13 protein-coding genes are annotated in these 12942 nt (G+C 64.2%); 6 read left to right on the top strand and 7 right to left on the bottom strand.

Translation table 11 applies throughout. The annotated features are described in order from the left end of the window. Window positions 1-3: 3 nt before the first annotated feature. The 3 genes from BN2154_RS01420 (at window position 4) to groL (ending at window position 3070) form a co-directional block, all read left to right on the top strand. A complete protein-coding gene (locus BN2154_RS01420; protein WP_050617097.1) occupies window positions 4-927 on the top strand; it encodes a diacylglycerol/lipid kinase family protein in 924 nt (307 codons plus the stop codon). Window positions 928-1113: 186 nt separating this feature from the next. Further along, window positions 1114-1398, top strand: a complete 285-nt coding sequence (locus BN2154_RS01415) for a co-chaperone GroES (RefSeq protein WP_050617096.1) — start codon at window positions 1114-1116, stop codon at window positions 1396-1398. Window positions 1399-1444: 46 nt separating this feature from the next. Continuing rightward, on the top strand, window positions 1445-3070 hold the full coding sequence (gene groL / locus BN2154_RS01410; protein WP_050617095.1) for a chaperonin GroEL: 1626 nt from the start codon (window positions 1445-1447) through the stop codon (window positions 3068-3070). 71 nt (window positions 3071-3141) lie between these two features. On the opposite strand, the gene BN2154_RS01405 is transcribed toward groL, so the two are convergent. From BN2154_RS01405 to BN2154_RS01380, 6 genes are all read right to left on the bottom strand, one after another. Further along, window positions 3142-3645: a pyridoxamine 5'-phosphate oxidase family protein gene (locus BN2154_RS01405; RefSeq protein ID WP_050617094.1), complete on the bottom strand. Its 504-nt coding sequence runs from the start codon at window positions 3643-3645 to the stop codon at window positions 3142-3144. Window positions 3646-3800: 155 nt separating this feature from the next. Further along, on the bottom strand, window positions 3801-4781 hold the full coding sequence (locus BN2154_RS01400) for a calcium/sodium antiporter (protein ID WP_242853661.1): 981 nt from the start codon (window positions 4779-4781) through the stop codon (window positions 3801-3803). 135 nt (window positions 4782-4916) lie between these two features. After that, window positions 4917-6392, bottom strand: coding sequence for a HAMP domain-containing sensor histidine kinase (locus BN2154_RS01395; protein WP_050617093.1), 1476 nt, complete (start codon window positions 6390-6392; stop codon window positions 4917-4919). 30 nt (window positions 6393-6422) lie between these two features. Then, a complete protein-coding gene (locus BN2154_RS01390; RefSeq protein ID WP_050617092.1) occupies window positions 6423-6902 on the bottom strand; it encodes a hypothetical protein in 480 nt (159 codons plus the stop codon). Between the two features lie 4 nt (window positions 6903-6906). Continuing rightward, window positions 6907-7587 (bottom strand): response regulator transcription factor, encoded by a 681-nt coding sequence (locus tag BN2154_RS01385; protein ID WP_050617091.1) that lies wholly within the window; start codon window positions 7585-7587, stop codon window positions 6907-6909. Window positions 7588-7621: 34 nt separating this feature from the next. Beyond that, window positions 7622-8200: a UBA domain-containing protein gene (locus tag BN2154_RS01380; RefSeq protein WP_050617090.1), complete on the bottom strand. Its 579-nt coding sequence runs from the start codon at window positions 8198-8200 to the stop codon at window positions 7622-7624. Between the two features lie 221 nt (window positions 8201-8421). On the opposite strand from BN2154_RS01380, the gene BN2154_RS01375 reads away from it, so the two are divergent. The 3 genes from BN2154_RS01375 (at window position 8422) to BN2154_RS01365 (ending at window position 11590) form a co-directional block, all read left to right on the top strand. Next, window positions 8422-9621, top strand: coding sequence for a hypothetical protein (locus BN2154_RS01375; protein ID WP_050617089.1), 1200 nt, complete (start codon window positions 8422-8424; stop codon window positions 9619-9621). A gap of 15 nt (window positions 9622-9636) precedes the next feature. Further along, entirely contained in the window at window positions 9637-10797 is a 1161-nt protein-coding gene (locus tag BN2154_RS01370) for an aminotransferase class V-fold PLP-dependent enzyme (RefSeq protein ID WP_050617088.1), read from the top strand. A 97-nt stretch (window positions 10798-10894) separates the two neighbouring features. Continuing rightward, entirely contained in the window at window positions 10895-11590 is a 696-nt protein-coding gene (locus BN2154_RS01365; RefSeq protein WP_238072775.1) for a GTP pyrophosphokinase, read from the top strand. Window positions 11591-11646: 56 nt separating this feature from the next. Here the strand turns inward: BN2154_RS01365 and eno are convergent, their stop codons facing one another. Further along, a complete protein-coding gene (eno, locus tag BN2154_RS01360) occupies window positions 11647-12942 on the bottom strand; it encodes a phosphopyruvate hydratase (protein ID WP_414653456.1) in 1296 nt (431 codons plus the stop codon).

Below are 12942 nucleotides of genomic sequence, written 5' to 3'. Positions count from 1 at the left end.
GCGATGAAGCATCTTTTCCTGATCAATCCCGCGGCGGGGAAGAAGGGGAGCACCGAGGCGCTGGAAAATCGCATTCGGGCAATCTTTGCCCCCCGGGGCGAGCCCTGGGAGGCGATCCTCACCCGGGGCCCCGGCCATGCCGAGACCTGTGCCCGCGCCGCCGCCGAAACGGGGGAGCCGGTGCGCATCTATGCCTGCGGCGGAGACGGCACCCTCAACGAGGCGGTCAATGGGGCCGCGGGCTTTGCCAATGCCGCCGTTACCAACGTCCCCAAGGGCACGGGAAACGATTTTCTCAAGATCTTCGGGGCGGACTACCGCAGCCGGTTTTCCGACCTGGCCGCCCTGGCGGACGGCCCTCAGGCCTGTTTCGACCTGATGGACTGCAACGGCAGATTGGGTATCGGCGTGGTCTGCGCCGGAGTGGACGCCCGGGTGGCGGCGGATGTGCACCGCTATAAAGCACTGCCTCTGGTGACGGGGATGGGGGCCTATATCCTGTCCCTGACGGTGAACGTGCTCTTCAAGGGAATTGCTCGCCCCACGGTGGTGGAGGTGGGCGGACGGCGGATGGAGGAGGATACCTCCATCATCTGCATCTGCAACGGCCGCTATTACGGCGGCGGCTTTATGCCGGTGGGTGACGCCATGCCGGATGACGGGGTACTCGACATGCTGGTGGTGCCACGGGTCAACCGCCGGACCTTTGCGCGACTGGTGGGCAAATACGCCCAGGGGCGCTACCGGGATTACCCCGAGCTGATTTATGCCTGCCAGGGCCAGACCATCTCCTTCTCCTCGTCTCAGGAGTTGGTGGCGGTGGTGGACGGGGAGGTCCTGCGAGGCCGGCGGTTCACCGTGGCGCTGTCGGAGCGGAAGGTGGCCTTCTTCTACCCCGCCGGACTGAGCTATCAGCCAAAAGACTAGCACTCCGGCAGGATGTCTGTGAACAAAAAGTGAATTTTTGAAAAATCAACCTCTAATTTTGAAAATTGGGGGTTGATTTTTTTGGCAAGTAGCGGTATTATCATACTCGAGGTTAGCACTCGAAAGAAATGAGTGCTAAACACTGAGTCAGCTAATAAGAAAAAATGATATAAGGAGGAACCCATTATGAAACTCAAACCCCTTGCGGACCGAGTGATCATCAAGATGGTGGAGGCCGAGGAGAAGACCAAGAGCGGTATCATCCTCACCGGCGCCGCCAAGGAGAAGCCCGAGGTGGCCGAGGTCATCGAGGTGGGCCCCGGCGGCCTGGTGGACGGCAAGGAAGTCAAGATGACCGTCATGAAGGGCCAGAAGGTCATCACCAGCAAGTATGCCGGCACCGAGGTCAAGGTGGACGGCGAAGAGTACACCATCGTCCGCCAGAATGATATCCTGGCCATCGTCGAGTAAACCTGTTTCGTATTTTTATATCTCAATATAACTGGAGGTAATCAATATGGCTAAGATTCTCTGCTACGGCGAGGAAGCCCGCCGCGCTCTGGAGCGCGGTGTCAACCAGCTCGCCGATACCGTGAAGATCACTCTGGGTCCCAAGGGCCGCAATGTGGTCCTGGATAAGAAGTTCGGCACTCCCCTCATTACCAACGACGGCGTGACCATCGCCAAGGAGATCGAGCTGGCCGACCCCTTTGAGAACATGGGCGCCCAGATCGTGAAGGAAGTTTCCACCAAGACCAACGACGTGGCCGGCGACGGCACCACCACCGCCACCCTGCTGGCCCAGGCAATGATCCGCGAGGGCCTGAAGAACCTGGCCGCCGGTGCCAACCCCATGGTCATGAAGAAGGGCATCGCCAAGGCCACCGAGGCCGCCATCGAGGCCATCCAGGCCAATTCCAAGAAGGTCAGCGGCTCTGACGATATCGCCCGCGTGGGCGCCGTCTCTTCCGGCGACGAGACCATCGGCAAGCTGATCGCCGAGGCCATGGAGAAGGTCTCCGCCGACGGCGTCATCACCGTGGAGGAGTCCAAGACCGCTGAGACCTACTCTGAGGTGGTCGAGGGCATGCAGTTCGACCGCGGCTATATCGCCCCCTATATGGTCACCGACACCGAGAAGATGGAGGCCGTCCTGGACGATCCCCTCATCCTCATCACCGATAAGAAGATCTCTAGCATTCAGGAGCTGCTGCCCCTGCTGGAGCAGGTGGTCCAGTCCGGCAAGAAGCTGCTGATCGTGGCCGAGGATGTGGAGGGCGAGGCCCTGTCCACCCTGATCGTCAACAAGCTGCGCGGCACCCTGAACGTCTGCTGCGTCAAGGCTCCCGGCTTTGGCGACCGCCGCAAGGAGATGCTGCAGGATATGGCCATCCTCACCGGCGGCACCGTCATCTCTTCCGACCTGGGCTATGAGCTCAAGGAGACCACCGTCGATATGCTGGGCAAGGCCCGCCAAGTCAAGGTGAACAAGGACAACACCATCATCGTGGACGGCTCCGGCGACAGCAAGGCGATCAAGGACCGTGTGAACCAGATCCGCGCCCAGATCGAGGTCACCACCTCTGATTATGACCGCGAGAAGCTCCAGGAGCGCTTGGCCAAGCTGGCCGGCGGCGTGGCCATCATCCGTGTGGGCGCTGCCACCGAGTCCGAGATGAAGGAGAAGAAGCTCCGCATCGAGGATGCCCTGAACGCCACCCGCGCCGCCGTTGAGGAGGGCATCGTGGCCGGCGGCGGCACCGCCTATGTCAACGCCATTCCCGCCGTGGAGAGGCTGATTTCCAAGGTGGAGGGCGACGAGAAGACCGGCGTGCGCATCGTGGCCAAGGCCCTCAGCGAGCCCGTGAAGCAGATCGCCATCAATGCCGGGATCGACGGCTCCGTGGTGCTGGAGAAGATCAAGAACGCCCGTAAGGTCGGCTATGGCTTCGACGCCTATAAGGAGACCTACTGCGACATGATCACCGCCGGCATCGTGGACCCCACCAAGGTGACCCGCTCCGCTCTGCAGAACGCCGCCTCTGTGGCAGCTATCCTGCTGACCACCGAGTCTCTGGTGGCCGACAAGCCCGAGCCCCCCGCGCCCGCGCCTGCAGCCCCCGATATGGGCGGCATGTACTGAGAATAGCAGCCAAAAGCCCCGCGGCAATTGCCGCGGGGCCTTTTCCTTTTTCATGTGGGTCAGGAGCGGGTTCATTGCCCAGATGGCCGCTTGGCCTTCACCAACTCGATGGCCTCTTTCCCCGTGATGTGGTCGATGGTCAATTCCAGCATACACAATGGCGCCCATTCCCGGTCGATGGCGCGGTTGCGGTCGGCCGCGTCGTCATCCGGGGCATATTTGAGGGCCAGCGCTTCAATGGCGGCGCGTTTTTCTCCGTCGTCCTCCAGAATGCGCATGGTGCCAAACACAATGACGCTGCGGAAATGGGAGGTATATTCCTCCGGCACGATCTGATCCTGGTCGATGACACAGAACGACGCCTTACAGTTCCGCCGGATGGCGTCCAGCTTGTGGCCGGATTTCGCACAGTGGAAGTACAGCTTGGCACCGTCGTAGACATAGCTCATGGGGACGGCGTAGGGGTAGCCGTCGTCGCCGGCCAGGGCCAGCACCCCCGAGGTTCCACGGTGGAGGACGGCGGCGCTCTCCTCCGGGGTCAGGAGCTGCTTTTTCCGGCGCATTTCACGAAACATAGGAGCACCTCTTTTCCAAACATAGGACGCCCGACGCAGCGGGGGGAGTATGATAAGGTTTTCTGGCTCATTTGTCCAAAAACCTTGCACCGGAACAAAGCCAATTGGCCTTGAAGGCCTTGGGATGCAAGCCTTTCAGCTTTGTTCATTACGCATTATGATACGGCCGCGCCGGAGCAGGTAATGACCAGATAGACCACGTAACTGAGCAGCAGCACGCCGCCCTGCCAGCGCTGGAAGCGGCCCGTGACCAGGGAGGGCACCATGGCGATGCAGCCCACCAGCAGGCAGGCGGGCAGGTCGATGGCCAGGGCCTGAGCGGAGACGGGCAGGGCCCCGCCCGAGATCAGCGAGCAGATGGGGAGGATGAGGGTGAGGTCGATGATATTGGCCCCGATGATGTTGCCGGCGGACAGGGAAGCCTGTTTTTTTGCGATGGCGGTGAGGGTGGTGACCAGCTCGGGCAGAGAGGTGCCCACGGCGATGAGGGTGACGCCGATGATGCGCTCCGGCACACCAATGAGCCGGGCCAGATTGCCGCCGTGGTCCACTAGGAGCTGAGCCCCGATGACGATGCCGGCCGCCCCCAGAAGAAATTTGAGAAGATTGCGGCGCACCTCATGGCCCATGGGCCGGGGGTGCCCGCCCCGTCCGGCCGCCGTCTGCTCCTCACGCATGGAGCGCAGCGCAGAGCGGATGTTGTCCCACATGGCGATAACGAAGATGACCAGCAGGGCGATCCCCGACTGGAAGGACAGGCTGCCGCCGGAGGAGGCCAGCACCAGATAGAGGGAGGCCCCCAGCATGAGAACGGCCTTGAGCAGGTAGTCCCGCCGCCGGATGGCCGAGGGCAGGCAGACCAGGGCGATGCCCATGATCAGGGCCAGATTGGCGGTGACACTGCCCACGGCGTTGCCGATGGCCATATCCACCTTGCCGTCAAAGGCCGCCATGGAGGACACCAGAAGCTCGGGCAGGGTGGTGGCAAAGCTTACCACCGTGGCGCCCACAATCAGCTTGGGGATGCCGGAGACCTCCGCCATCCAGGCGGCAGCATCCACAAAGGCGTCGCCACCCTTGACGATCAGGACGATGCCCAGCGTGAAGAGGACTACAGTGAGGAGGAGATCCATCATCAGACACTTCCCTTTGTCAGCCTGCGGCGCATGAAACAGGCCCGTGTATCTGCCAGGAGCGGGATACACGGGCCTGCACGCCAGCGTAAAAGCTATTATACTGGAAAAGGGGGAGTCTGTCAAAAAATTTGCGATTCAGCCGGGGTCTTGGCCTGGGCCGGTCTGACGCAGGGGGAGCACCATGGTGATGCGGGTGCCCACCCCCTCCCGGGAGAGGACCTCAAACCAGCCGCCGTGCCGGTCGGCGATCCACTTGGCGATGGCCAGGCCCAGCCCGGTGCCGCCGGTCTGGCGGGCCCGGGATTCGTCGGTGCGGAAGAAGCGGTCGAAGATGTGGGGCAGGCTCTCCGCGCCGATGCCCTGGCCCTCGTCCTGCACCGACATGCGGGCGGCTCCGCCGTCGGCCCGGACGGACAGCAGGATGCGCCCGCCCTCGGGAGAATATTTGATGCTGTTGTCCACCAGCACCCGCAGGGCCTGCTTGATGAGCCCTGCGTCGGCCCGCACCGGGACCGCCCCGTCCCAGCGGGCCAGAAATATATGGGTCTGGTCGATCATCTCGGTCTCCCGCAGGACCTCCGCCGCCAGGGCGGTGAGATCGAAGTCCTCCATCTCGATACGCATGGAGTCGTTGTCCCCCCGGGCCAGGAACAGAAGCTGCTCCACCAGCTCCTTCATGGAGTCGGCCTCCTGCCGGATGGCGTCGATGGCCTCCTGCCGGATGGCCGGGTCGTCCTTGCCCCAGCGGTCCAGCAGGTTGGCGTAGCCCTGGACCACGGCGATGGGGGTGCGCAGCTCGTGGGAGGCGTCGGAGACGAAGCGCATCTGAGAGCGATAGGCCTCGTTGATGCGGTCCAGCATGGCGTTGATGGCCTGGGCCAGCTCCCGCAGCTCCTTCTGCGTGCCCGACACCGAGATGCGGGTGTCCAGATGAGTGGCGTTGATCTCGTCCAGCTTGTCGGCCAGGACGGAGAGCTCCTCCGGCGACATGCCGGAGGCGGTGTTCAGCTTGGCCGCCGCGGCGGCCAGCTCCTGGATGGGTCTGAGGGTCTTTTTGATGGTGCCCGCGTTCTTGAAGAGGTTGGACAGCAGCGAGACCAACTGGCAAATCATCAGGATACGAAGGCCAAACACCCCCAGGGTGACCGGGCGCTCCAAATCCAGGGTGATGGCGTAGGGCTCGGCGCCGTTAGGGAGCTGGAGGGTATAGCTGGTGGTCCCGCCGGAGTAGATGGCCAGCAGGGAGAAGAGGTGGATCTCCCCGGGGTCGAGATACCGCTCCCCGCCGCCGGTGGCCGCCGGCCAGGGCAGCCAGTGGGGCAGCCGGACGCCCGCGGGCTCTCCCTCCCCGGCGGTGACGGTGTAGTCCCCGGCGGCCATCCACAGCGTGGCCTCGGCCGAGGGCACGCCCCGCTCCTCCACCAGGGCGGCGATGTCTCCGCACTGGCGCTCGGACCAGACCACCACCCCGCCGGCAAACAGAAGAGTCAGCAGCAGGTCGGTGGAGAAGTAGATGCCCAGCAGGCGCAGGAAGAGCCGGAAATTGAGCCGGGCTACGATGGAGGAACGGAGCCGCCCCGGCGGCTTATGGGCCTGCTTTGTGGTTGACATGGGAACACCTCCCGGCAAAAATGGGGGGACTCAGCCCTGGCGGGACAGCCAGTCCAGCACCGGGTCCAGATACGCTTCGTCCACCCAGTCGCCGCCTTGGCGGAAGGCCTCCTGGACCGCCCGCTCCTGATCGTCCTTGGGCGGATTTTGGGTCACCATGCGGGCCATGGCGGACATGGCCCATTTATAGGGGCCGGTGAGCCGGTCGGGGGCGTAGCCGCCCCGGAGGTAGAAGGCCGGCAGAACGGGGTCCCCCAGCACCTTGCCGTTGGGTTCGGGGGACATGCCCACGGCGCAGACCCCCTTCACGTCCCAGCGCCGCCGGGCCTTGGCCAGTCCCTGGACGCCGCCCGCCCGCAGCCAGCCCAGGTACAGCACGCTCGTACCCCGGGCGGGGGCGGGGCCGCCCAGCGCGCAGGCGGGCAGGCCGGTCTTTTGGGCCAGCATCTCGGCATAGCGCCGGGTGAAGCCCGTCTGAGAGGTATAGACGATGGCAGAAAGATGGGACATAAGCTCACTCCTCACGAATGACATAGCCCACGCCCCGGACGGTATGGATCAGCTTGACGCCGAACTGCTCGTCGATCTTGGAGCGCAGGAAGCGGATGTATACGTCTACGGCGTTGGTCTCGCCCACGAAATCGAAGCCCCACACGTTGTCCAGCAGGGACTCCCGGGAGATGACCTTCCCCTTATTTTCCAGCAGGTAGTGCAGCAGGTCGAATTCCCGGCGGGTGAGCTCCACTCCCCGGCCGTCCACCTCCACGGTGTGGCGCTCCACGTCCATGACCAGGCTCCCGCAGGTGAGCAGGGGGGCGTCCGCCGGGGCGGCGGGGCGCTTGCGCAGGGCGGCCCGGATGCGGGCCAGCAGCTCCTCAATGGCAAAGGGCTTGGTGATGTAGTCGTCGGCCCCCGAGTCCAGTCCGGATACCTTATCCACCACCGTGTCCCGGGCGGTGAGCATGATGACGGGCACCTGGCTTTCCCGCCGCAGCCGCCGCAGCACCTCCATGCCGCTGAGGGCGGGGAGCATGATGTCCAGCAGGATGAGCTCATGCTCCCCGGACAGGGCCCGGTCCAGCCCGGTGCGGCCGTCGAAGGCCTTCTCCACCTCGTAGCCCTCGTAGCGGAGCTCCAGCTCTACCATGCGGGCCAGCTTCTCCTCGTCCTCGATCAACAGAATTTTTTCCGCCATGTGAGAACCCTCCCGGGCCGGATGTCCGGCCAACTTATTTCTTGCCCTTTCGGCGGCGCTTGTTCCACTCCCGTCGGACGTTGTCGGTCACGTCAGTGACGGTGTCGGAGACCTGGCGCATCACCCGGTCCACCGACTCCCGGTCCAGATCGGGGCCGCCGAAGCGGTAGCGGTAGCCGAACAGAAGCCCCACCACCAGCAGGGGGACGGTGATCCAGAAGAAAAAGACCGTCAGCAGAACCAGCACCAGCACAGGCATGGAGGTGGTCATTCGGTCTCCGCGCCAGACCTCGAATTGGTTGGACAGGGTGCGCTGGAACAGGTCCAGAAGAGCCCGCCACAGGGTGCCCAGGTGATTGCCGGCATTCCGGCGGTCCGACCCGCTCCCCTGGGCTGGGGCGGATAGAACCAGCGCGTCGGCTCCGGCGCCGGCCTTGGGCTGTGTGGAGTAAAAGCCCCCCTGCCCGGAAGTGTGGGACTTTCCCAGGCGCTCCAGGTCGAGCAGGGCCTCCAGCAGATCGCCGCCGTTCCGCTCCAGAGCCTCTCTGGCCTCGGCTTCGGACACGCCGGCCCGGTCCCGGAGCGTTTCCACCTGTTTCAGGGTGATCTCCATGCGCAGGCCTCCTTCCGATGTCGGTGGGTTTGGATGGTAACAGTATAATTCCCCGGCCCCTAAAAAGGAATTTAGCGTTTCTTAAAATCCCATTAAAGCGGTCTGCTTGCAGACATTATATCCCAAGGAGGGCTGGGGAGCAAGCGGGGGCTTTACCGCTGCCGGTCCGGTGTGGTATAATTAACTATCAAAACGGGGCTTGCAGGGAGGGGCGTGACACCATGAAAAAACGGCTGACGGCCGCCCTGTGCGCCGCACTGCTGCTTCTGGGCCTCCTGCTGCCGCTGGCGGGGGCGTCCTGGGACGACAAGGTCATCTTCACCGCCGTCAACTATACGGTGATGCCCCTGACGGCCGATGCCATGCCCGAGCTGGTGGGGGGCACGGTCTATGTGCCCTATACGGTCTTCGACGCCAGCCTCAACGGCGGGGTGGACGTGGGACTGTTCAACGGCGGACAGAAGCGCGGCAACGGCGTCAACACCTACACCATCTACAGCCGGAACAAAAACCTGACCTTCGACCTGAACACCGGCCTGGTGTGGGATTACATCGACGCGGGGACGGTCCAGGAGAACATCCCTCGGGCCATCATCCGAAACGGCAAGGTCTATCTGCCCGCGGCTTCGGTGTGCAAATACTTCGGGCTGGGCACCTACTACGTCCAGAACGACGACACGCTGGGCTATCCGCTGTTCCGGATCAAGAATGAGAACGAGGGGCTGGACGACAAGACCTTCGTCAGCTCCGCACGGGCGGTGCTGCTGGACCGCCTCAAGACCTTCTACAACAGCCAGGTATCCCAAAGCGCGGAGCCGTCTCAGGACCTGCCTGTTCCCCCCGTATCATCCCTGCCGGCCGAGAGCGGGGGACAGGACCGCAGCGGCGTGCGGACCTATCTGGCCGTCCGGTGCGACACCGGAGAGGCCGGGGACGCGGTACTGGATGCCCTAAAGAGCGAGGGGCGGTCGGCGCTGCTGCTGTTTGACCCGGAGCGGATGAAGGGTCAGGACGAGCTGATCCGCCGGGCGGTGGGGGAAGGCCACGCCGTGGGTCTGCTGGTGCCGGGGGACTCCCTGGAGGCCGCCCAGGCCGCCATTGAGGAGGGAAACCGCCTGCTGGAGCGCATGGCCCTGACCCGGAGCCGCATCGTACTGGTGGAGGAGGACACCGCCGAGGTGACGGTCCGACTCCAGGAGCTGGGCTGGGGCTGCTGGCGGAGCAACCTGAACGGTATCCCTGGCGGCCGCAGCGGGGCGGCCACGGCGGCGGCTGTGCTCCTGAGCCTGAGGGAGAAAACCAGCCTGGCCCGCATCCTTATGGACGACAGCTACGCCGCGGCCCAGGCACTGCCCCGCATTCTCCATACCATCCGCACGGACAAGTACAACTGCCGCTTGGCGGTGGAGACCGAACTATAAGCAGGAGGGACGCCCATGAAAAGGACCTATCAGTTTGACCAGGCCGCCACCTCGTTTCCCAAGGCGGAGGGCGTGGCCGAGGCCATGATGGAATATCTGACCCAGGTGGGAGGGAATGTGGGCCGGGGGGCCTACCCCTCGGCCTGCGACGCGGCGGAAGCCGTGCTGGAGGTGCGGGAGCGTCTGTGCACCCTGCTGGGCGGTCCGGCGCCCCAGAACGTCATCCTGACGCCGGGGTGCACCTACTCCCTCAACTTCGTGCTTAAGGGGCTGCTGCGGCCCGGCGACCGGGTGGCGGTCTCTGGCCTGGAGCACAACGCCGTACTGCGCCCCCTGCGCCAGATGGAGGCCCGGGGGGTGACGGTGGACTGCCTGCCCTGCCGGGCGACCGGCGAGCTGGACCTGGCCGCGGCGGAGCGGCGTCTGACGCCGGACACCAGACTGGTGGTGCTCACCCACGCCTCCAACGTCTGCGGTACCCTGCTGCCGGTGGCGGAGGTGGGGGCGCTGTGCCGGGAGCGGGGCATCTTCCTGTGTGTGGACGCCGCCCAGACGGCGGGAAGCGTGCCCATCCATATGGAGAAGATGCACATCGACGCCCTGGCCTTTCCGGGGCACAAGGGGCTGCTGGGGCCCCAGGGCATCGGCGGGCTGATCGTCACCGACGCCCTGGCCCGGGCGCTGGACCCCCTGGTGACCGGCGGCACCGGCAGCGCCTCGGATTCTCCGGAGATGCCGGAGCTCCTGCCCGACCGCTTTGAGCCGGGGACCCTGAACCTGCCGGGCGTGTACGGCCTGCGGGCCGCCCTGCGGTGGCTGGAGGGCCAGGACCTGGAGGTGCTGCGCCGGCGTGAGATCAAGCTCACCGGCCACCTGATCGCCCGGCTGCGGGAGATGGAGGAGGACGGTCTGAAAATTTTCGGCACCCTGGACGCCGCCAGACAGGTGGGGGTGGTGTCGGTGGACTTCCCCAGGCTGGACAACGCCGAGGCTGCCTTCCAGCTGGAGCGGGACTACGGCGTGCTGACCCGCTGCGGGCTCCACTGCGCGCCCCTGGCGCACCGGACACTGGGCACCTTCCCGGCGGGGACCGTCCGCTTCTCCGTGGGGCCCTTCACCCGGTTTGAGGACGTGGATTACCTGCAGGCGGCGGTGTGCGGCGTCATGGGCGTGTGACGGGCATTCACAGATTGTTCATGTATTTGCCGCAGTTCGTCCACATTGACCTGATACACTCTTCCTGAAACGTGGATCTGACAAGGAGGTGTCGCAGGTGCCCTGCGAGACGGGAAAGACACGGCTCATGGTCCCCGACAAGACTCTGACGATCCTGCCCCCCGCGCTGGAGGGCGAGGCGGGAGCCCTCACCGAGCTGTTCCACATCTATGAGGCGGCCATGAAAGTGATCGCCGTCCGGCTGGAGATCCTGGATGCGGAGTTCAAGAATCTGCACGACCACAATCCCATCCATCACACCGAGGCCCGGGTCAAATCCCTGGACAGCATCCTCCAGAAGCTGGAGCGCAAGGGCCTGGATCCCACCATCGAGAACATCCAGCACTACATCACCGATGTGGCGGGGCTGCGGATCGTCTGCCCCTATGTGGACGATATCTACCTGCTGGACAACCTGCTTTCCCAGCAGGAGCACATCGTCATCGTCCGCCGCAGCGACTATATCGAGCACCCCAAGCCCAACGGCTACCGCAGTCTGCACCTCATCGTGCGGGTGCCGGTGCCCCTGGCCGACCGGACGGCCCATGCTCCGGTGGAGATTCAGTTGCGTACCATTGCCATGGATATGTGGGCCAGCCTGGAGCACGAGCTCCACTACAAATCCCGGTTCCAGCCAGTGGAGCACCTGTCCGAGCGGCTCAAGCTGTGCGCTAACACCCTGTCCGATGTAGACCTTCGGATGCAGGAGATTTTCGATTACCTCAACGGCCAGAGGAGCGGCGACGAAGAATAGTAAATGGAAAAGGGCGCGGACATTTGTCCGCGCCCTTTTTGCGTACCTGGAAAAGCTTACTGGTTCAGGTTAAAGAAGGCCTTCATCCCGGGGTACTGGGCCACGTCGTCCAGCTCCTCTTCGATGCGCAGAAGCTGGTTGTACTTGGCCACGCGGTCGGTGCGGCTGGGCGCGCCGGTCTTGATCTGCCCGGCGTTGAGGGCCACGGCGATGTCGGCGATGGTGGCGTCCTCGGTCTCGCCGGAGCGGTGGGACACGATGGCGGTGTAGCCGGCCCGGTTGGCCATCTGGATGGCGTCCAGGGTTTCGGTCAGGGTACCGATCTGGTTGACCTTGATGAGGATGGAGTTGGCCACCTTCTTCTCGATGCCGGTGGACAGACGCTCCACATTGGTGACAAACAGGTCGTCGCCCACCAGTTGCACCTTGTCGCCGATGGCGCGGGTCAGCATGGCCCAGCCCTCCCAGTCGGTCTCGGCCATGCCGTCCTCCAGGGAGATGATGGGATAGGTGTCGGCAAACTTTTTCCACATGTTCACCAGCTGCTGCTGGGTCATCTTCTTGCCGGATTTGGGCTGGACATAGCACTTCTCCTCCTCGTCCCACCACTCGGAGGACGCGGCGTCGATGGCGATCATAAAGTCCTTGCCGGGCTGGAAGCCGGCCTCCTCGATGGCCTTGACGATGACCTTCAGGGCGTCCTCATCCTTCTTCAGGTTGGGGGCGTAGCCGCCCTCGTCGCCCACGCCGGCGGCGGGAGTGCCGTTCTCCTTCAGGGTGCTCTTCAGGGTGTGGAACACCTCGGCGCACATGCACAGAGCCTCCCGGAAGCAGCAGGCGCCCACGGGCATGATCATGAACTCCTGGATCTCCACGTTGTTGGTGGCGTGAGCGCCGCCGTTGAGAATGTTCATCATGGGGACAGGCAGGGTCTTGGCATTGACGCCGCCGATATAGTTGTAGAGGCTGAGCCCCAGGCTCTCGGCCGCGGCCTTGGCACAGGCCAGCGAGGCGCCCAGAATGGCGTTGGCGCCCAGACGGGACTTGTTGGGGGTGCCGTCCAGCTCGATCATGGCCTTGTCAATGGCCACCTGATCCAGCACATTCATGCCCACCAGGCAGTCGGCAATCTCGGTGTTCACGTTTTCCACTGCCTTGAGGACGCCCTTGCCCAGATAACGGCCCTTGTCGCCGTCCCGCAGCTCGCAGGCCTCATAGATGCCGGTGGAGGCGCCGGAGGGCACGGCGGCGCGGCCGACCACGCCGTCCTCCAGATAGACCTCCACCTCCACGGTGGGATTGCCGCGGGAGTCCAGGATCTCGCGGCCCAGTACGTCAACGATTTCAATCAT

The sequence above is a fragment of the Intestinimonas massiliensis (ex Afouda et al. 2020) genome (assembly GCF_001244995.1).
GTDB classification, from domain to species: Bacteria; Bacillota; Clostridia; order Oscillospirales; family Oscillospiraceae; genus Intestinimonas; species Intestinimonas massiliensis.
The sequence above is the reverse complement of the archived record's forward strand: the minus strand, read 5'-3'. Positions and strand labels throughout refer to the sequence as shown.